The 20,695-nt window shown below is 68.5% G+C and carries 13 protein-coding genes; 7 read left to right on the plus strand and 6 right to left on the minus strand.

Annotation, left to right across the window (positions count from 1 at the left end; all coding sequences use genetic code 11):
* The first annotated feature begins 18 nt into the window (after positions 1-18).
* Positions 19-1,143 carry a zinc-binding metallopeptidase family protein gene (locus tag PQ455_RS18285; protein WP_273687827.1) on the plus strand — a complete coding sequence of 375 codons (1,125 nt, stop codon included), beginning with the start codon at positions 19-21 and terminating at the stop codon, positions 1,141-1,143.
* A 17-nt stretch (positions 1,144-1,160) separates the two neighbouring features.
* Here the strand turns inward: PQ455_RS18285 and PQ455_RS18290 are convergent, their stop codons facing one another.
* The 4 genes from PQ455_RS18290 to PQ455_RS18305 form a co-directional block, all read right to left on the minus strand.
* On the minus strand, positions 1,161-1,646 hold the full coding sequence (locus tag PQ455_RS18290) for a hypothetical protein (RefSeq protein ID WP_273687829.1): 486 nt from the start codon (positions 1,644-1,646) through the stop codon (positions 1,161-1,163).
* A 245-nt stretch (positions 1,647-1,891) separates the two neighbouring features.
* Entirely contained in the window at positions 1,892-2,788 is an 897-nt protein-coding gene (locus PQ455_RS18295; RefSeq protein WP_273687831.1) for a transglutaminase family protein, read from the minus strand.
* 11 nt (positions 2,789-2,799) lie between these two features.
* Positions 2,800-5,310: a circularly permuted type 2 ATP-grasp protein gene (locus PQ455_RS18300; protein ID WP_273691447.1), complete on the minus strand. Its 2,511-nt coding sequence runs from the start codon at positions 5,308-5,310 to the stop codon at positions 2,800-2,802.
* 175 nt (positions 5,311-5,485) lie between these two features.
* Positions 5,486-8,836, minus strand: coding sequence for a transglutaminase family protein (locus PQ455_RS18305; protein WP_273687833.1), 3,351 nt, complete (start codon positions 8,834-8,836; stop codon positions 5,486-5,488).
* Between the two features lie 188 nt (positions 8,837-9,024).
* Between PQ455_RS18305 and cysD the strand changes: the two genes are divergently transcribed.
* From cysD to PQ455_RS18325, 4 genes are all read left to right on the plus strand, one after another.
* Positions 9,025-9,930 carry a sulfate adenylyltransferase subunit CysD gene (gene cysD / locus PQ455_RS18310; protein ID WP_420542811.1) on the plus strand — a complete coding sequence of 302 codons (906 nt, stop codon included), beginning with the start codon at positions 9,025-9,027 and terminating at the stop codon, positions 9,928-9,930.
* Positions 9,931-10,041: 111 nt separating this feature from the next.
* Positions 10,042-11,949: a sulfate adenylyltransferase subunit CysN gene (gene cysN, locus PQ455_RS18315; protein ID WP_273687837.1), complete on the plus strand. Its 1,908-nt coding sequence runs from the start codon at positions 10,042-10,044 to the stop codon at positions 11,947-11,949.
* Between the two features lie 8 nt (positions 11,950-11,957).
* Positions 11,958-12,692 (plus strand): 3'(2'),5'-bisphosphate nucleotidase CysQ, encoded by a 735-nt coding sequence (locus PQ455_RS18320; protein WP_273687839.1) that lies wholly within the window; start codon positions 11,958-11,960, stop codon positions 12,690-12,692.
* Positions 12,693-12,746: 54 nt separating this feature from the next.
* On the plus strand, positions 12,747-13,625 hold the full coding sequence (locus PQ455_RS18325; protein ID WP_273687840.1) for an acyl-CoA thioesterase: 879 nt from the start codon (positions 12,747-12,749) through the stop codon (positions 13,623-13,625).
* A 63-nt stretch (positions 13,626-13,688) separates the two neighbouring features.
* Here PQ455_RS18325 and thrS read toward each other — a convergent pair whose 3' ends face one another.
* Entirely contained in the window at positions 13,689-15,677 is a 1,989-nt protein-coding gene (gene thrS / locus PQ455_RS18330; RefSeq protein ID WP_273687841.1) for a threonine--tRNA ligase, read from the minus strand.
* Positions 15,678-15,954: 277 nt separating this feature from the next.
* On the opposite strand from thrS, the gene PQ455_RS18335 reads away from it, so the two are divergent.
* Positions 15,955-16,947, plus strand: a complete 993-nt coding sequence (locus tag PQ455_RS18335; RefSeq protein ID WP_273687842.1) for an acyltransferase family protein — start codon at positions 15,955-15,957, stop codon at positions 16,945-16,947.
* A gap of 3 nt (positions 16,948-16,950) precedes the next feature.
* Here the strand turns inward: PQ455_RS18335 and PQ455_RS18340 are convergent, their stop codons facing one another.
* The gene (locus tag PQ455_RS18340; RefSeq protein ID WP_420542812.1) at positions 16,951-19,008 is read right to left on the minus strand and encodes a S9 family peptidase; all 2,058 of its coding nucleotides are present in this window, start codon (positions 19,006-19,008) and stop codon (positions 16,951-16,953) included.
* A gap of 133 nt (positions 19,009-19,141) precedes the next feature.
* On the opposite strand from PQ455_RS18340, the gene PQ455_RS18345 reads away from it, so the two are divergent.
* Positions 19,142-20,650, plus strand: a complete 1,509-nt coding sequence (locus PQ455_RS18345) for a hypothetical protein (protein WP_273687843.1) — start codon at positions 19,142-19,144, stop codon at positions 20,648-20,650.
* The last annotated feature ends 45 nt before the right edge of the window (positions 20,651-20,695 follow it).

Raw genomic sequence — 20,695 nt, forward strand, 5'->3', positions numbered from 1 at the left:
ATATCAAAGGTGTTTTCCGTGGCTCCCCTCGCTTGCCCCAATTGCGCTCGCCTCAACCATTTCGAGGTGCGGGTCTGCCCGAACTGCTCCTTCACACTCGGCTACGATCCGGCCAGCGAGGGCTTCCTGTTCCTGGGCGACAATGCGACGACCTGGCGCGACGCCGCCGGGCGCGACCATGATGTCGTCGTCTGCGCCAACAACAATGAGTTCGAGGTGTGCAACTGGCTGGTGCCGACCGGCGACGACACGCCCTTCTGCCGCGCCTGCCGCCACAACCGCACCATCCCCGACCTGACCGCCGACCCGACCGTTCCCGAGCGCTGGGGCAAGATCGAGGCGGCCAAGCGCCGCTTGTTTCACGAACTGATCCACATGAAGCTGCCGCTGGAAACGATCGGCGAGGCCGCCGCCACCGGCGCGCCGCAGGGGCTGGCGTTCGATTTCCTCTACGATCCCAGCATCGAGAACAACGGCCAGCAGCAGGTGTTCACCGGCCACGAATCCGGCCTCGTCACCCTCAACCTGATCGAGGCCGACGATGTCGAGCGCGAGCGCATCCGCCGCTCGCTGGGCGAACCCTATCGCACCCTGCTCGGCCATATGCGGCACGAGGTGGGCCATCATTACTGGTCGCGCCTGATCGAGAATACCGACGAGGTCCACGCCTTCCGCGCGCTCTTCGGCGATGAGACGATCAGCTATGAGGATGCCAAGAGCCTGCATTATGGCGGCGACGGCAGCGGCAGCGGCTGGACCAGCGATTTCGTCTCGGCCTATGCCACGATGCATCCGTGGGAGGATTTCGCCGAGACCTTCGCCCATTATCTCCACATCGTCGACGCGCTGGCGACGCTGGGCGGCTTCGGGATGCGCATGACCAACTGGCCCGGCGAGGAGGAACAGCCGGACGCCAGCTTCGACCCCTATAACGCGCCGACCAGTCAGCTGGTCGCCGAATGGCGCCCGTTCAGCTTCGCGCAGAACGCCATCAACCGCAGCATGGGCCAGGCGGATCTCTACCCGTTCCATCTCTCGCAGAAGATCATCGCCAAGCTGGATTATGTGAACCAGCTCGTCCGCCGCGCGCGAAACGGCGAGATCCGGGGCGCGTTCACTCAGCCGCAGATGGCGGCGGCCTGACTCGGCCCCGGCTGCGGTCAGTTCACGCGGCGGCGGTTGCGCTGCCAGGAGGTATAGATCTGGCGGCCGGAGCCCAGCCGCTGCGGCTTCTGGCAGCGGCGCGGCTGATACACGCATTGCTGCGCCAGATCGCGCTCGACCTTCTGGGCACCGGCGCCCTGCGTCGGCGACAGGCGATTGTAAGGCTGATCGAGCGAGGCCATCCGATCGTTGATGTCGATACCCGCCAGACGCGCCAGATCGGTGCCGATCGCATTCTTGTCCTGCGCGCCGGTCGAATAAGGCTTGGCATATTTGTCGGTCGCGGTGCGGTAGCTGGCCCAGCGCTCGCTCGCGGTGCGATAGGTGGGGACGCGATCGGTCGCGGTCTTGTAGCCGTCGGTGCGCGTCTGGCGACCGGGATAGCTCTTCATCCGGCTGAGCGGATCCTTGTCCTCCTGCGTCTGCGCGAAGGCGGGCATGGCGAGCAGCAGGATCAGCGGCAGAAACCAGGTACGGATCATCACGGCCCTTCGGGTCGGAGGCGATCGACGAACGACCGCGAGCTAGGCATGCGCTTAGCAGGAATCGGCGGTTCGATCGAGACTTAGATGATTCGCGATAGCGATGAGCGGGTTAATATCGGCTGAAGTCGCATACTTCCCCCGTTCGTCCTGAGCGTAGTCGAAGGACGTGCGACTGGACGACACCGCTTGGCGCACGTCCTTCGACTGCGCTCAGGACGAACGGGTTTGTTAGAGTGGCCTGTTCACGCCGCCGCAGCCGCATCCTCCAGCGGCTCCACATCCACCGACACATCGATATCCTGCCCGTCGCGGCCGACGAACACGCCGTCGATCGGGGCGACGTCGGCATAGTCGCGGCCGATGGCGGTGACGATATGGTCGGCGCCCATCGTCACGCCGTTGGTGGGATCGAAGCCCAGCCAGCCGCGCGCCGGGCCGCACCACAGCAGCACCCATGCGTGGGTCGCGTCCGCGCCGACCAGACGCGGCTTGCCGGGCGGCGGCAGGGTGCGCAGATAGCCCGACACGTAGGCGGCGGCGAGGCCGAGGCCACGCAGGCCCGAGATCATGATCTGCGCGAAATCCTGGCAGACGCCGGCTTTGGCGGCGAAGGCCTGCGCGGGGGTGGTGTCGATCTGGGTCGCGCTGCCGTCGTAGCGGAACTCCGCCTTGATCCGCTTCGACAGGGCCAGCCCCGCCTCGACGATGCCGCGCGTGGGGGCGAATTCTTGCGTGCACCAGTCGATGATGGCCGGCACCAGATCGATCCCGCCCGAGGGGAAGAGATAGCCGGCGGGCGACATCACGCCGAGATCGGTGGAGGCCCGGCACAGCGCGGCCACCGCCGCCACGGAGAGGTCCGCCGGATCGGCGACCGGCGCGACCCGATCGACCGTCAGCCGCGCCCGGCTTTCGATCACCAATTCGGTCGCGGGCTTATCGAGCAGGATGCGGGTGACGTGGCAGAGATAGCCGGCGGGGCGTGGCGTTTCGCTCAAGGGCGCGGGGGTCACCTCCAGCGCGGATTCCTCGACCCGCTGGCCCTCCCAGTCGATCGGCTTCAGCCGCAGGTTGCAGCGCGCGAAGCGGAACGGGGCCTCATATTTGAAGCGGGTGACGTGGCGGATGGCGTAACGCATGGCTCCCCTCCTTACGCCAGCGTCATGCCCGGCGCACGGATCGTCTCGGCGCCCTGGAGGAAGAAGCGCCGGCCGATCGCGTCGGACAAGGCATAGAGCCGGTTTTCCATCGCCAGCACCGCATCGCCGCCGAGCGATTCCGCCTTGGCCGTGGCGATCGCGGCGGTCAATTCGGTCGCCAGCACCTGCTGTTCCTCGGCCATACCGTCGTCACGCAAATTGGGGATGGCGGCCAGATGCTCGGTCACCCGCGCGATCTGGAACGCCAGACTGCGCGGGTTGCTGGGATCGAGCGCGATCAGGTCGCGCACCGGCACCAGCGCGATGCCCGCCAGATAGCGCGAGCGATAGCTGATCTGGCTGTCGACCAGATCGAGCAGGGTCGTCAGATCGTCCTGCGTGGCGGCATTGCCGGCGAAGGTGCGCAGCAGGCGGCAGCACACCACCGCGCGCTCCAGCCGGCGCCCCATGTCGTGGAAGCGCCAGCCGGCGTTGCGGCTCATATTCTCGGCGGCGAGGCCGGCCAGCGCCGAGAAGCGCTCCTGAAGCGCGGTGACGCGGGCGGCGAGCGCGCCGGCATCGGCCGATGCCGTGACGGGCGGCGGCTTGTCGAGCAGGCGCCACACGTCGGCCGAGAGGCGATCGCGGATGCCCTCGCCGATGTTCCGCACCGAGGCGAAGACCGATCGCACGCTGGCGCTGCCCGGCCCGTCGAGCGCGTCGCGGGCGAGTTCGGGCAGGTCGAGGATCACCCCGCCGCGATCGTCGTCGCCTTCCTCGTCCTCGTCCGTCTCGGCCACCGCCGCGCCCGACGAGATGAGCATGGTGGCGATGCGTTCGAGCGTGACCGGCACCAGCGCGCCGCCGCCGTCCGCGTCGATCGTGCCGCCCAGCGCCGAGCGGACCAGCCGCAACGTCGCCTCGCCCCGCTCCAGATAGCGGCCCAGCCAGTATAGATTGTCGGCCGCGCGCGACGGGAGCGTGCCGGGGTTGCGGCGGATCGCGATATTGTGCGGCAGCAGGCTGACCGGCGCGACCGGATCGAGCCCGGCGATGCACACGTCGGCGGAAAAGGCGCCTTCGCCCATCACCGTGGCGCGCACGTCGGACACGTCGGACAGGCGGGCGAAGCCGCCCGGCATCACCGTCCAATGGCCCTTGCCGTCGCGGGCCGCGAAGGCGCGCAGGGTGAAGGGGCGGGCGACGAGTTGCCCCTCGCTCACCGCCGGCATGGTCGAGAGGTGGACGACCTCCTGCCCGACATAATCCATCGGCCGGCGGGCGATCGCCTCGGCGAGCGCGGCACGCGCGGCGGGGTCGAGCGAGCCGCCCAGCACCGGCTGCCCGCCCGGCAGGCCGGCCGGCGCATCGGCGAATGCCGGCGTGATGAGCATCTCGTCCAGCCGGGCCTGCACCTGCCCGCGCGCCCAATCCTGCCCGCACCACCAGGTGGCGATGTTCGGCAGCAGCAGATCGGTGCCGAGCAGGCGGCGCGACAGGGCCGGCAGAAAGGCCGCCATCGCCGGGCTCTCGACCACGCCGACGCCGGGATGGTTGGCGATGATCGCATTGCCCGCCAGCATCGCATCCATCAGCGCGGGCACGCCGATGCCCGATCCGGCATCGAACGCCAGCGGATCGAGGAAGCGCGTGTCCATCCGCCGCCACAGCGCGTCGACCCGCTTCAGCCCCTCGATCGTGCGAACGTACAGCCTGTCCTCGCGCACGGCGAGATCGTCGCCCTCGACCAGCAATATGCCGAGGTAGCGCGCGAGATGCGCCTGTTCGGCATAGGACGGATTGTAGCGGCCGGGGGTGAGCAGGCCGATGCGCGGTTCGGCGCGGTGGCAGGCGGCGGCCAGCCCCTCGCGGAAGGCGGCGAAGAAGGGCGCCAGCCGCTCGACGTTGAGCCGGGTCTGGAGCGTGCCCATCACCCGGCTCGCGCCCAGCCGGTTCTCCAGCGCGTAGCCGGCGCCGGCCGGCGCGCGGACATGATCGGCCAGCACGCGCCACTCGCCATCGGGCCCGCGCGCCAGATCGACCGCGTAGAATTGCAGGCGATGGCCTCCGGTCGGCGGCACATCGATCATGCTGCGCCAGAAATGGCGGCTGCCGGTGACGAGGGCGGCGGGCAGGCGCCCCGAGGAGACCAGATCGGCCGGGCCGTAGATGTCCGCCAGCAGCCGTTCGAGCAGCTCGGCGCGCTGGGCGACGCCGGCCGAAATGCCGGTCCATTCGTCCTGCCCTATCAGCAGCGGCAGGGCGGAGAGCGGCCAGGGGCGCTCCTGCTGGTCGCCCGGCAGGCGGAAGGCGGTGCCGAGTTCGGCGACCTGCCGACCGACCCGATCCTGCAACCGCTGGAGATGCCCCTCGGTGATGGTCGCCACGCCATCGAACAGATGATGCCACCAGCGCGCGCCCCGCCCGCTGTCGCCCCGCACGACATCGTCGATCCCGGCGCGGGCGATGTAGCTGTCGAGCCAGCCCTGTCCCCAGGAGGGGAGGCCGGGGAGTTGCGACATGGCGTGCGCGGGGCTCACCGGAAATCCTCCCCTGCAAGGGGAGGGGGACCGCCGGCGCAGCCGGGGGTGGAGGGGTATCCCGCTGTCGAGAGGGCGTCACCCCTCCACCATCGCTGCGCGATGGTCCCCCTCCCCTTGCAGGGGAGGAACTTCATTTTGCCCCCCATCGCCATCGCTACCCGCGCGGCCCCGGCGCGCGCAGGTCCAGCGTCATCGGAAATTCGCTCGCCCGCTCCGCCGCCGGCGCCTCGACCCGGCCGGGCGTATGGCCATGATCCTGGAACCGCGCCTTGCGCCGGGCCTCCGCCTCATAATCGTTGATCGGCAGATTGTCGTAGCTGCGGCCGCCGGGGTGGGCGACGTGGTACATGCAGCCCCCCAGCGAGCGGCTGTTCCACGTATCGACCAGATCGAAGGTGAGCGGCGCGTTGGCGGGCAGGCGCGGGTGCAGGCAATTGGCCGGCGCCCACGCCTTGAAGCGCACGCCGCCCACCGCCTGCCCCGGCACGCCCGTCGGCGCCATCGGCACCGCGCGGCCGTTGCAGGTGACGACGTGGCGGCCGGGCACCAGCCCGTCGGCCTTCACCTGCACGCGCTCGGTCGAGCTGTCGACATAGCGCACCGTGCCGCCGATCGCCCCGGTCTCGCCCAGCACATGCCACGGCTCCAGCGCCTGGGTGATCTCCAGCTTGACCCCGCCGGCGACGAAATCGCCATGCTTGGCGAAGCGGAACTGGCGTTGCGCCTCGAACCAGTCGGGATCGAAATCATAGCCCGCCGAGCGAAGATCGGCGAGCACGCCGAGGAAATCCTCCCACACGAAATGGGGCAGCAGGAAACGATCGTGGAGTGTCGTGCCCCAGCGGACGAGGCTGCCTTCCTGCGGCTGGCGCCAGAACCACGCCGTCAGCGCGCGGATCAGGAGTTGCTGCGCGAGGCTCATCCGCGCCTCTGGCGGCATCTCGAACCCGCGGAACTCGACGAGGCCGAGGCGTCCGGTCGGGCCGTCCGGCGAGAACAGTTTGTCGATGCAGATTTCGGTGCGGTGGGTGTTGCCCGTCACGTCGACCAGCAGGTTGCGGAACAGGCGATCGACCACCCACGGCTCGGGCGTCGGCCCCTCGCCGGGGCGCGGCACCTGCGCCAGCGCGATCTCCAGCTCGTAGAGGCCGTCGTGGCGCGCCTCGTCGATGCGCGGCGCCTGACTGGTCGGGCCGATGAACAGGCCGGAGAACAGGTACGAAAGCGACGGATGGCGCTGCCAGTAGAGGACGAAGCTCTTGAGCATGTCCGGCCGGCGGATGAACGGGCTGTCCATCACCGATCGCCCGCCGAGAACGAGGTGATTGCCCCCGCCGGTGCCGATCGCGCGCCCGTCGACCATGAACTTGTCGGCGGTCAGCCCACATTCGCGCGCCATGTCATACAGGCTGGTGGTCAGGTCGACCGTCTCGGCCCAGCTGCCCACCGGCTGCACGTTGACCTCGACCACGCCCGGATCGGGGGTGATCTTCAGGACTTGCAGGCGCGGATCGGGCGGCGGGGAATAGCCCTCGATCCGCACCGGGATGCGGGTCGCCTCCGCCGCGCGCTCGACCTGGGCGACCAGCTCCAGATAATCCTCCAGCGCCTCGGTCGGCGGCAGGAACACGGCGAGATGGTCGCCGCGCGGCTCGACGGTGACGGCGGTGCGCACCGCGCCCTCGATGATGCGCTGCTCGGATCGCTCCTGCTGGGCATAGCCGCCCTCGGCCGAGGCCACCGCCTCGGACCGCTGCGGCGCGGCGGGGGCCGCCGCCGGCTGCTGGTCGCGGAAATCGGGCAGGGGCTCTCGCGGCTCGGTCGTGTCGCGCACATGGAGATAGGGATAATCGGATTTGGGGATATGCGGCAGCGATCCCAGCGGCAGGCGATAGCCGAGCGCGCTGTCGCCGGGCACCAGGAACAGCTTGCCGCGACGGGTCTGCCACCGCTCGCTGCGCCAGCGGCGCGGCTCGGGCATGGCTGCCGCCTGCCACCGCTGGACGGGCAGGACATAGCCGACCGGCGTGGAAAGGCCGCGCTCGAACGCCGTCACCATCCGCGCCCGCGCCTCCGGGTCTTCGATCGCCGGATCGGTCGGGTCGGTATTGTCGGGCAGCGCCGCTTCCTTGACGGCCCATTCGAGGCCGTCCTCATAGGCGGGCTGGATATTCTCCGCCTCGACGCCCAGCCCCTCGGCCATGGCGGCGAGGAAGTCGCCCGCGACGGACGGGTCGATCGGCGCGCCGCCGCCCGGCAACATCGGCGCGATCAGGCTGGTGTCGCGCCAGATCGGCACGCCATCCAGCCGCCAATAGACCGAATAGCCCCAGCGCGGCAGGCTCTCGCCCGGATACCATTTGCCCTGGCCGTGGTGGATCATGCCGCCCGGCGCATAGCGATCGCGCATCTTGCGGATCAGCTTGTCGGCGAAGAAGGCCTTGGTCGGCCCGACGGCGTCGCCGTTCCACTCGCCCGCCTCGCCGCCGTCGATCGCCACGAAGGTCGGCTCGCCGCCGGTCGTAAGCCGCACGTCGCCCGCGACCAGATCGGCGTCCACCTTCTCGCCCAGCGCCATCAGCGCCTGCCAGCGGGTATCGGTGAAGGGCTTGGTGATGCGGACGGCTTCGTCGATGCGCTGCACGTCCATCGCGAAATCGAAATCGGTGCGCGCGGGCTCCAGAATGGCGCCCTCGATCGGGGTGGCCGATCGGTAATGCGGCGTGGCGGCCAGCGGAATGTGGCCCTCGCCCGCGAACAGCCCGGATGTCGGGTCCATGCCGACCCAGCCCGCGCCGGGCACATAGGCCTCGACCCAGGCGTGCAGGTCGCACACGTCCTGCGCGACGCCGCTGGGGCCATCCAGCGCCACCACGTCTGGCTTCAGCTGGATCGAATAGCCCGACACGAAGCGCGAGGCGAAGCCGAGATGGCGCAGCAGGTGGACGAGCAGCCAGGAGGAATCGCGGCACGATCCCGTCCCCAATTCCAGCGTCTCCTCGGGCTGCTGCGTGCCCGCCTCCAGCCGGATGACATAGCCGACCGCCTGATTCACCGCGCGGTTGATCTCGACCAGGAAGTCGATCGTCCGCATCTCGACGTCGGCGAAGCGGTGGACCATCTCGGTGAACTTCGGCCCCATCGCCTGCGTCTCGAAATAGGGCGCGAGATCGGCGGCGAGATCGACCGCGTACACGAACGGCCGCTGCTCGGCATATTCCTCGAGGAAGAAGTCGAACGGATTGTAGACCACCAGATCGGCGAGCAGGTCCACGGTCACGCGGAACTCGCTGACCTTTTCGGTGAACACGATCCGCGCCAGCCAGTTGCCGTGCGGGTCCTGCTGCCAGTTGATGAAATGATGCTCGGGCGAAACCTTGAGCGAATAATTGGGGATGCCGGTGCGGCTGTGCGACGCCGGGCGCAGGCGGATGGTCTGCGGCCCCAGCAGGACCGGATGGTCGTAGCGATACGACGTCGAATGGTGGAGCGCGGCCTGAATCATCACTGCCCTTCGATCATATCGCCTGTTGCGGCGCAATACGCTGAGCGGCCGCACATGGGGTGCCCGATGCCTCGGCGCACCCCCAAATGGGATTAGCTTAGCTTCGGGCGCCTACAGTAACCGTGCTTTGCGCCGAACGACGACCCAATCGATCTGCGGCGGCGAGAATCTTGCGAACGGAAGTGCCGGTGTCCCAGACCCTTACCCATCTCCAGCGGCTCGAGGCCGAGAGCATCCACATCCTGCGCGAAGTGGTGGCCGAGGCGGAGCGGCCGGTGATGCTCTATTCGGTCGGCAAGGATTCGGCGGTGATGCTGCATCTGGCGCGCAAGGCCTTCTATCCCTCGCCCCCGCCGTTCCCGCTGCTCCATGTCGATACGACGTGGAAGTTCAGGGCCATGTACGATCTTCGCGACAAGGCGGCGCGCGATGCCGGCATGGAATTGCTGGTCTACCAGAACCCCGAGGCGAAAGAGCGTGGGATCAACCCGTTCGATCATGGCCCGCTCCATACCGACATGTGGAAGACCGAAGGGCTGAAGCAGGCGCTCGACCTCCACGGCTTCGACGCGGCCTTCGGCGGCGCGCGCCGCGACGAGGAGAAGAGCCGCGCCAAGGAGCGCGTCTTCTCCTTCCGATCGGCCAACCATCGCTGGGATCCGAAGAACCAGCGGCCGGAGCTGTGGAACCTCTACAACGCCAAGAAGGCGAAGGGGGAGAGCATCCGGGTGTTCCCGATCTCCAACTGGACCGAGCTGGATATCTGGCAATATATCCACCTGAACGACATCGAGATCGTGCCGCTCTATTTCTCCGCGCCCCGCCCCACGGTGGAGCGCGACGGGCTGCTGCTGATGGTGGACGACGACCGCTTCCCGCTGGCGCCCGGCGAAGTCCCCGTCGAACGCTCGATCCGCTTCCGCACGCTCGGCTGCTATCCGCTGACCGGCGCGGTCGAGAGCGAGGCCAGGACACTGCCCGAAGTGATCCAGGAGATGCTGCTCACCACCACCTCCGAACGGCAGGGCCGCGCGATCGACAAGGATGCGGGCGGGGCGAGCATGGAGAAAAAGAAGCAGGAGGGGTATTTCTGACGTGGCGGCTGAGCCGGCACGTCATCCCAGCGAAAGCTGGGATCTCCCTCCACAGGCCGCGCGCCTGCCGCACAAGATCCCAGCTTTCGCTGGGATGACGGGGTTAAACGAATGACCACCCAGGACGCCATCTACCAGACCGACGCGCTCATCGCCGAGGATATCGACGCCTATCTGATCCAGCATCAGAACAAGTCGCTGCTGCGCTTCATCACCTGCGGATCGGTGGACGATGGCAAGTCCACGCTGATCGGCCGCCTCCTCTACGACAGCAAGATGATCTTCGAGGATCAGCTCGCCGCGCTGGAGGCGGATTCGAAGAAAGTCGGCACGCAGGGGCAGGAGATCGATTTCGCGCTGCTGGTCGACGGCCTCGCCGCCGAGCGCGAGCAGGGCATCACGATCGACGTCGCCTACCGCTTCTTCGCGACCGAAAAACGCAAGTTCATCGTGGCGGACACGCCCGGCCACGAACAATATACCCGCAACATGGTGACCGGCGCCTCCACCGCCGACCTCGCCGTGATCCTGATCGACGCGCGCAAGGGCGTGCTGACCCAGACGCGGCGGCACAGCTACCTCGCCCACCTGATCGGCCTCCGCAATCTGGTGCTGGCGGTGAACAAGATGGACCTGATCGGCTATGATCGGGCGCGCTACGACGAGATCGTCGCCGACTACGCCGCCTTCGCCGCGTCGATCGGCATCACGGCCTTCACGCCGATGCCGATCTCCGGCTTCAAGGGCGACAACATCACCGCGCCGAGCACGAACACGCCCTGGTATGACGGGCCGACCCTGATGGGCCATCTGGAAACCGTCGAGCTGGACGTCACCTCTGCGCAGGGTCAGCCGTTCCGCATGCCGGTGCAATGGGTCAACCGGCCCAATCTCGATTTCCGCGGCTTCTCCGGCCTGATCGCCGCCGGCACCGTGAAGCCGGGCGACGCGGTGCGGGTGCTGCCCTCGGGCAAGACATCGACCGTGACGTCGGTCGTCACCTTCGATGGCGATCTGCCGCAGGCGGTGGCGGGCCAGTCGGTGACGCTCACCTTCGCCGACGAGGTGGATTGCTCGCGCGGCGACGTGATCGCGGTGGCGGACAATCCGCCGCAGACCGCCGACCAGTTCGAGGCCACGATCGTGTGGATGGCCGACGAGGCGATGCTGCCCGGCCGCCCCTATTGGCTGAAGCTCGGCACGCAGACGGTGAGCGCCACGATCCAGGCGCCCAAATATCAGGTCAACGTCAACACGATGGAGCAATTGGCGGCGAAAACGCTGGAGCTGAACGCGATCGGCGTGGCCAATTTCGCCACCGATCGCGCCATCACGTTCGAGGCCTATCCCGCCGATCGCACGCTCGGCGGCTTCATCCTGATCGACAAGATCACCAACGCCACCGTCGGCGCGGGGATGATCCACTTCGCCCTCCGCCGCAGCCAGAACGTCCACTGGCAGGCGACCGACATCGGCCGCGAGCAGCATGCGGCGCTCAAGAACCAGAAGCCCGCCGTGCTGTGGTTCACCGGGCTTTCGGGCGCGGGCAAATCGACCATCGCCAACCTCGTCGAGAAGAAGCTGGCGCGGATGAACCGCCACACCTTCCTGCTGGACGGCGACAACGTCCGCCACGGGCTCAACAAGGATCTCGGCTTCACCGATGCCGATCGGGTGGAGAATATCCGCCGCGTGGGCGAGGTCGCGAAGCTGATGACCGATGCCGGGCTGATCGTCATCACCGCCTTCATCTCGCCGTTCCGCGCCGAACGGGCGATGGTGCGCGGCATGATCGCGGCGGGCGAGTTCATCGAGGTGCATATCGATACGCCGCTGGCCGACGCCGAGCAGCGCGACGTGAAGGGCCTCTACGCCAAGGCGCGGGCCGGGCAGCTCAAGAATTTCACCGGCATCGACAGCCCCTACGAGCCGCCCGAGGCGCCCGAAATCCGCATCCACACCACCCGCCTGACCCCCGAGGAGGCCGCCGACCTGATCGTCGCGCAAATCATCCCATGAGCGGGATCATGACCGACGCCGAATTGGCCGCGCATCTGGCCGAGGTGGCGGGGCGCATCCTGCTCGAAGTGCGAAACAGCGGGGTCTTTTCGGAGAAACTGCTCGGCAAGGCGGGCGACCAGACCGCCAACCAGTTCCTCGTCCATGCCCTGCGCGAGCAACGCCCCGACGACGGGCTGCTGTCCGAGGAGATGAAGTGCGACGGCGCGCGGCTGGCGCAAAGCCGGGTGTGGATCGTCGATCCGGTCGACGGCACGCGCGAATATGGCGAGGGCCGCGCCGACTGGGCGGTGCATGTCGGCCTGGCGATCGACGGCGTGGCGGAGGTCGGCGCGGTGGCGCTGCCGGGCGTCGGCGCGGTGCTGCGCAGCGATCAGGTCGCGCCGCTGCCGTCCGCACCCGCACGGCTGCGCATGGTCGTCAGCCGCACCCGGCCGGCGAAGGAAGCGATCGCGATCGCCGAGCGGATCGGCGTCGAACTCGTGCCGATGGGCTCGTCGGGCGCCAAGGCGATGGCCGTGATCCGGGGCGAGGCCGACATCTACCTCCATTCGGGCGGGCAATATGAGTGGGATTCGGCCGCCCCGGTCGCGGTGGCGCGCGCCTACGGCCTGCATTGCTCGCGGATCGACGGCAGCCCGCTCACCTACAACAATGAAGACGTCTACCTCCCCGATCTGTTGATCGCGCGGCCCGAACATGCCGAAACCGTGCTGGCGTTGTTGGCGGAAATGCCCGCCTGACGCCTTTGCCGCCTGCGCCCCGGACCTGTAGGTCTGGCGGCGAAGGGGATCGGCATGACGGGTGCGGCGAGCGGCGGCAAAGGGATCGGGGCGGCCGATCTGCTGCGCCTCGACCAGACCGGTCCGCTACGCTTCCGCGCGCTCCACAATCAGGATAACGGCACCGGCGCGATCTTCGGCGGGCAACCGATCGCGCAGGGGCTGGCGGCGGCGCAGCGCACCGTGCCCGACTGGCCGGTACATAGCGCGACCGGCTATTATCTGCGCGCCGGGGCGATCGGCGTGCCGGTGGATTATACCGTCGAGGTGCTGCGCGACGGGCGGCGCTTCGCCTCGCGCCGGGTTTTGGCCGAACAGGCGGGGCGGGCGATCTTCGAGATGCTCTGCTCCTTCCACGATGCCGAGGACGGCCCCGTGCATCAGCACGCCGTGCCGCCGGCCATGCCCGATCCCGAGACGCTGCCCGACATCGCCGATTTCATGCGCGCCCATGCCGATCGCCTGCCGGCGATCCTGTCGGGCGATTTCGGCCTGTCCTTCCCGATCGACCTGCGCCTGCCCGATGCCGAGGCCGCCTTCTTCAGCCCGCCCGCCTCCGCCGAGCGCAATTACTGGATGCGGATGCGAACGGCGGCGATGCTGGACGATCCGGCGGCGCACCAATGCCTGCTCGCCTTCATGTCCGATTTCTGGGTCGCGGCGACTCCCGGCGCGCCGCACCTGCGCGTGGCAGACGCACATCGCATGGCAACCGTGACGCTCAATCACAGCCTGTGGTTTCACGGCGCCACCCGCGCCGACGAATGGCTGCTGTGCCACACCGAAAGCCCCTGGGCGGGCGAAGGGCGCGGGCTGGTGCGCGGCGCGATCCACGACGCGCGCGGCCGGCTCGTCGCCAGCGTCACGCAGGATGTGAGCATGCGCCGGCTGTGACCGGCGAAACGGGCGAGAGCGAGTTGCGGCTGTCGGGCATGGCGACCGCCCGACGGCGCGTCGTCACACCAGATCCGGCGGGGTCGCCTCCGCCTTCAGCCGCGCGATCGCCTCGTCCAGCGGCAGGATGGTCTGCCCCTGATCGCCGAGCCGGCGGATCGCCACCGTCCGCTCCTCGGCCTCGCGCTTGCCGACCACCAGCAGCGCCGGCACCTTGGCGAGCGAATGTTCGCGCACCTTGTAGTTGATCTTCTCGTTGCGAAGATCCGCCTCCGCGCGCAGCCCCGCCGCCTTGAGCGCCGCGACCACTTCGGCCGCATAGCCGTCCGCGTCGGACACGATCGTCGGCACCACCGCCTGCACCGGCGCCAGCCACATCGGCATCTTGCCGGCGTGATGCTCGATCAGGATGCCGAGAAACCGCTCGAACGTGCCGAGGATGGCGCGGTGGAGCATGATCGGGCGGTGGCGCTGGCCATCCTCGCCGACATAGCTCGCGTCGAGCCGCTCGGGCAGGACCGTGTCGGTCTGGAGCGTGCCGCACTGCCAGGTCCGGCCGATCGCGTCGGTAAGGTGGAATTCCAGCTTGGGGGCGTAGAAGGCGCCTTCGCCGGGCAGCTCCTCCCAGCCGAATTCCGCCGTGGCGCGGCCCGTCGCGGCGACGGCGTCACGCAGGCTCTGCTCGGCCCAATCCCACATCTCGTCGGTGCCGAAGCGCTTCTCCGGGCGCAGCGCCAGCTTGATCGCATAGCTCTCGAAGCCGAGATCCTTGTAGATCACGTCGAGCAGGTCGCAGAAGCGTTGCACCTCGCCGACGAGCTGGTCGGCGCGCACGAAGATATGGGCGTCGTCCTGCGTGAACTGGCGGACGCGCATGATGCCGTGGAGCGCGCCATGCGCCTCGTTGCGGTGGCAGCAGCCGAATTCCGCCATGCGGATCGGCAGGTCGCGATAGCTCTTGATGCCCTGCTTGAAGATCAAAACGTGCGCCGGGCAGTTCATCGGTTTCAAGGCCATCAGGTCGCCCTCGCCCGACAGCACCGCGCCCTCATCCTCGGTGTTGGGCACCTCGTCGGGCACGACGAACATATTCTCGCGATATTTGCCCCAATGGCCGGATTGCTCCCACTGGCGCGCGTCCATCAGCTGCGGCGTCTTGACCTCGGCATAATCGGCCGCGTCGAGCCGTCGGCGCATATAGGCCTCCAGCGCGCGCCACATGACGAAGCCCTTGGGGTGCCAGAAGACCGAGCCCTGCGCCTCGGGCTGGAGGTGGAAGAGGTCCATCTCCTGGCCGATGCGGCGATGGTCGCGCTTGGCGGCCTCCTCCAGCCGCGTGAGGTGCGCGTCGAGCTGCTTCTTGTTGAGCCATCCGGTGCCGTAGACGCGGCTCAGCATCGCATTCTTCTGGTCGCCGCGCCAATAGGCGCCCGACACGCGCGTCAGCTTGAAGGCGGCCGGGTCGAGCCGGCCCGTCGAGGGCAGATGCGGACCACGACACATGTCGAAGAAGGCGCCGGCGCGATAGACCGTCAGTTCCTCGCCTTGCGGAAGCTCCGCGGCCCATTCGGCCTTGAAGCGCTCGCCCTGCTTCTCCCACGCGGCGATCAGCGCGTCGCGTTCCCACACTTCGCGGACCAGCGGCTCGTTGGCGGCGATGATGCGGCGCATCTCGGCCTCGATCGCGGGCAGGTCCTCGTCGGTGAAGGGGCGTTCGGCGGGCGCGAAATCATAATAGAAGCCGTCGTCCGTCGCCGGGCCGAAGGTGATCTGCGTACCGGGAAAAAGGCTCTGCACCGCCTCGGCCAGCACATGGGCATAATCGTGGCGGACGAGTTCGAGCGCGTCGGCCTCGTCCTTCGCCGTCACCAGCGCGAGCGCCGTATCATTGTCGAGCGGCCGATTCAGATCGCGCAGTTCGCCATCGACCCTGGCGGCGAGTGCGGCCTTCAGCAGCCCCGGCCCGATCGACGCCGCGATCTCGGCCGGAGTGGTGCCGGCCGCGACCTGGCGGACGGAACCATCGGGCAGCGTGATCGAGATATCGGACATGGGAGACCTGTATTGTTGAAAGGCGGCGGGCTTATGCCCCTAGCGGGCCATCAGGGGCAAGCCGGAGAGATAGGGACGACCCGGCGGAAGTTCACGACGTTCGCATCCTATCGCCCCTTTTCGATCCACGGCCCTTCGCGGGAGAGGATCAGGTCCGGCGGCACTGGCACAAGCGGGGGGCTGTAGGACAGCGTTTTTTGGGCGCGGCGGCGGGCCGCGCGCATTGCGCCGCCACGCCCCCTCGTTAAACAGGCGGGGGCTCGGGGGGACGGCAGGCATGGCGGACACGGCGAAGGCGCGCGTTCTGTGGGCGGACGTGGCGCGCGGCATCGGCATCCTGCTCGTGGTGATCGGCCATGTCTGGCAGGATAGCGAGCCCTGGCTGATGGCGGCGATCTACGCCTTCCACATGCCCCTGTTCTTCCTGCTGTCCGGCTATTTCACCCATCCCCGCGCGACGCTCGGCGACGATATCGGCCATCGCGCCCGCACCCTGCTGGTGCCTTATGCCTGCTACATCCTGCTGATCGGCGGGGCGCTGCTGGCGGTGCATGTGCTGCGGCGCGACTGGCAGGGCGTGGCCGATATCGCCTTCGTCCTGATCTATGGCGGGGCGAAGCTGACGGCGCATATGGGCGCTTTCTGGTTCGTCACCTGCCTGTTTCTGGCGCAGGCCTTCTATCTCGCGCTGCTGCATTGGTTCGGTTCGCCGCGCTCGCCCGGGCTGATCGCGATCCTGCTGGTCGGGCTGGCGCTGGGCTATGGCGCGGGCCGGCTCGGCTGGCCGGGGCCGTGGAATGTGGCGGTCGCGCCGGTCGCGGCGGTCTTCCTGTGGATCGGTCACCGGCTGCGCCTCGCCGATCCGTCGCCGCGCCGGGTGGTCAGCGGCGCGCTGCTGCTGGCGCTGGTGCCGCTCGCCACCCTGCCGCTCGGGATGGTCTACGATCTCAACATGAAGGTGGCGCTGTATGGGCCGCCGATCCTGGGCCTGATGCTGGCGACGGGCCTGTCGCTGCTGCTGATCGAAGCGAGCAAGGTGATGGAGCGCAGCGCGCGGCTGGCGACGACGCTCAGCGCGCTCGGCGATGCCGCGCTCACCATCCTCTTCCTCCATCAGGCGGTGCATTATGCGCTGGTTTCGGCGGATGCCCCGCTATGGCTCCAGTTCCTGCTGTCGCTCGCGCTGCCGTTCACGCTCCACCGACTGTTCCTGCGCTTCCACCTCTCTCGTGTGCTGCTGCTCGGGCGGGGGCGGTTGCGCCGGGGCTGAGGATCAGCCCACGCCGAGCTGCCACAGCAGGAAGGCATATTCCTCCGCCACCTCGCGCAGCGAATCGAAGCGGCCGGATTTGCCGCCATGGCCCGCGCCCATGTTGGTCTTGAGCAGCAGGATCGCATCGCCGGTGCGGGTCGCACGGAGCTTCGCGGCCCATTTGGCGGGCTCCCAATAGGTGACGCGCGGGTCGTTCAACCCGGCGATGATGAGGAGCGGGGGGTAATCCTGCGCCGACACCTGATCGTAGGGGGAATAGCTGCGGATCAGCTCGAAGGCGGCCTTGTCCTCGATCGGATTGCCCCATTCGGGCCATTCGCCCGGCGTCAGCGGCAGGCTGGCGTCGAGCATCGTGTTCAGCACGTCGACGAAGGGCACATGCGCCACCACCGCACCCCACAATTCGGGCGCCTGGTTGATGATCGCCCCCATCAGTTCGCCACCGGCCGAGCCACCCGAGGCCGTCACCCGACCGGGCGAGGCCCAGCCCTCCGCCACCAACCCCTTCGCCACATCGACGAAATCGTCGAACGTATTGGTGCGTTTTTCCAGCTTGCCGTCGAGATACCAATGATAGCCGAGATCGTCGCCGCCCCGGATATGGGCGATGGCGAAGGCGAAGCCGCGATCGAGCAGCGACAATCGGCTGGTCGAGAAGCCCGGCGGAATGGCGAGGCCATAGGCGCCATAGCCATAGAGATGGAGCGGCCCGGAGCCGTCCTTCGCGAAATCGGCCGGATAGACGATCGAGACGGGAATGGCGGTGCCGTCGCGCGCGGCGATCTCGACCCGCTCGGTGCGATATTTCGCCGGATCGTAGCCCGAGGGTATCTCCTGCACCTTCAGGCTTTCCAGCCCCCGCCCGCCGACGTGGAAATCATACACCGTCGGCGGCGTCACCATCGACTGGTAGGAAAGCCGCAGCCGATCGACCGCATATTCGGGATTGTTGGCGAGGGAGGCGGTGTAACTCGCCTCGGGAAAGGCGACCCGCCGGCCGGCCGCGCTGCCATGATCGTGCAGCACGATCTGGTCGAGCCCCCGCTCGCGCCCCTCGACCGTGAAGAAATCGGCGAAGGCGGTAAGCCCGCGAATGTAGAAATCGTCCGATCCGGGGATCAGTTCGGCCCAGTCGCCCGGCGCCGCCAGCGGCGCGGTGGCGACGCGGAAGTTCACATGGGCATCGTTGGTGCGGATGAGGAGCGTGCCTTCATGCTCGTCCACCTCATATTCGCGGCCGGCGATGCGCGGCGAGACGAGGATCGGCGTACCGGTCAAATCGTCGCCGGGCAGCAGCCGCACCTCGCTGGTGACATGGTCGCCGGCCGACAGCACCACGAACCGCCGCGACTGGGTCTGGCCGATCGAGATGCGGAAGCCCTCGTCCGCCTCGCGGTACAGCACGACATCCTCGGCGACATCGCCGCCCAGCCGGTGGCATTGCGCCACGTCCACCCGCCACTGATCGTTGACGAGGCCGTAGGCGAAGGCGGCGCTGTCGGCCTGCCACGCCACGCCGCCGAGCGTGCCGGGGATGGTGTCGGGCAGGTCGGCGCCCGCGATCAGGTCGCGTACCCGCAAGGTGAAGCGTTCCGATCCATTGTCGTCCACGCTCCACGCCATGAAGCGCCCGTCCGGGCTGACGGCGAGCGCGCCCAGCCGGAAATAATCCTTCCCCTCGGCCAGCGCCGGCTCGTCGAGGATCAATTCGTCGGCCCCGCCGCCCGCCACCGGCCGCCGCCACCAGCAGCGATATTGCGCGCCCGGCCGGAACGCCCACCAGTAGAGCCAGTCGCCGTCCTTCTGCGGCACGGAGGAATCATCCTCCTTCAGCCGCCCCTTCATCTCGGCGAACAGCGCGTCCACCGTGGCCTGATGCGGCGCCATCGCCGCCTCGAAGAAGGCGTTCTCCTGCGCGAGATAGTCCAGCACCTCCGCGTTGGTGACGGTCGGATAGTTCGGATCCTTCAGCCACGCCCACGGGTCTTCCACGGTGATGCCGTGATGGGTGAAGCTGTGGGGCTTGGTCGGCGCGACGGGCGGGGTGGGCAGGGGCAAGACGGACCTTTCTGGTTCATTTTCGATCATGATATGGCCGATCACGCTTCTTTCCTATGGAGGGAAAGGCTAGGGCGCGGCTTTCCGATCGGCGACCAGCGGGGGCAGGCTCCTGACCAACCTTTCGACCCGGATGCCGTTCCGGGCCATCGGCGCGCTGTCGCGTCGCATCGCCGCCTCGCCCTGGGCGCTGGGGTCGGTCGCCGCGCTGGCGTTTCTGCTGCGCTATGTTGTGCAGGCGGGGCTGCCGCAGGGCGACGGCCCCAAATGGTGGGGCTATTTCGATCAGGCGCGCTATCTGCGCTCGGCCGTGGCGCTGGCGCATGGCGGCCTCGACGCGGCGGACCATTGGTATCCACTGGGCTATGCGCTGGTCGCCGCCCCGTTCGCGCGGGTGATGCCGGCGGACCCGTTCCTGATCCCCGATTGCCTGCTGTTCGGGGTGGCGCTGGTCGGCTTCGCGCGGACGATGCGGCATCTGGGGCTCGGGCCGCGCGCGTCGGCCGCCATCTTCGTGGCGACCAACCTGCTGATCTGGCCCTACGCCAAATTGTGGGTGGTGCCGTGGACGACGAGCCTGTCGGCCGCGCTGCTGTGGTGGCTGCTCGCGCTGGCCGGCGATCTGCTCGCCGAGGGGCGGGCGCCGGTGTCGCATCGGGTGCGCGACCGGCTGATGGTGGCGATGGGCGCGCTGGCCGGCGCGTTGCCGCTGGTGCGGCCGACCGAGGCGCTGACCTCCGCGACGGTCGGTCTGGTCGTCGGCTGGACGCTGTATCGCCAGCGCCGCCTGACGCTGCGCGCGATGGCGTGCGCGGTGGGAACGGGCCTCGCGCTCGTCCTGCCCTATCTCGCCCTGCATGGCGCGATCTATGGCCCGCGGGCGAGCGACTATGCCGTCGCGGCGGCCTTGCAGGGCTTCAACCTGCCCGATCTGCCGTGGAAGATGGCGGTGGTGCTGGTGAGCGCCAGGCCGTGGTTTCCGGACGGCCATTCGCTGATCGAGGGCTTTCCCGCGATCGTGCCGGGCCTCGCCGGGCTGATCGCGCTGACGTGGGCGCTGCCCAGCCATGCCCGCCGGCTGCTCGGCCTGATCGCGCTGATCGCATTGCCCTATTGCCTGCTGTTCCTCGCCTATACCGATCTCCAGCCGCCCGGCATCTGGGATCATTCCAACGCCCATTATTTCAAATGGCTGTTCCCCTTGCTGGTCGCGGGATGCTGGTTCCTGATCGACGGGCTGCGCGATCGGCGGCGGCGCGGGCCGGCCGTCGCGGCGCTGGCGGCGATCGGGCTGGCGATGTGCGTCCGCCCGATCCCCGTGCCGGTCGGGGAGGATGTGCCCGCGCGGATGCTGCTGTTCCGGGGCGACACGACCGGCTTCTGGGAAAAGGGTCGGCCCACCAAGGCCTGGGACGCGGCCTATTTCCGCCCGGCGCGGATCGTCGATGCGAAGGGCGTGCTGGAGAATGTCGGCCGCTATCATCAGGTGCCCGATGCCCAAGGCGAGCGCGCCATCGCCGTGTGGCGCCTGTTCGCGGCGCACCCCCGCCGCCTCGATCCGGGCGAGCCGCCGGCCTTGCGGGGGCCGCAGGCGCCCTATGCGCGCTATGGCGTCCGCGTCGGCCTCGCCTGGCCCTGGTAGACCGGGGCGAAGCGGCTGGGGTAGGATGCGCGCGAGGACGGAGGA

Origin of the sequence: Sphingomonas naphthae (assembly GCF_028607085.1) — a bacterium.
GTDB lineage: Bacteria > Pseudomonadota > Alphaproteobacteria > Sphingomonadales > Sphingomonadaceae > Sphingomonas_Q > Sphingomonas_Q naphthae.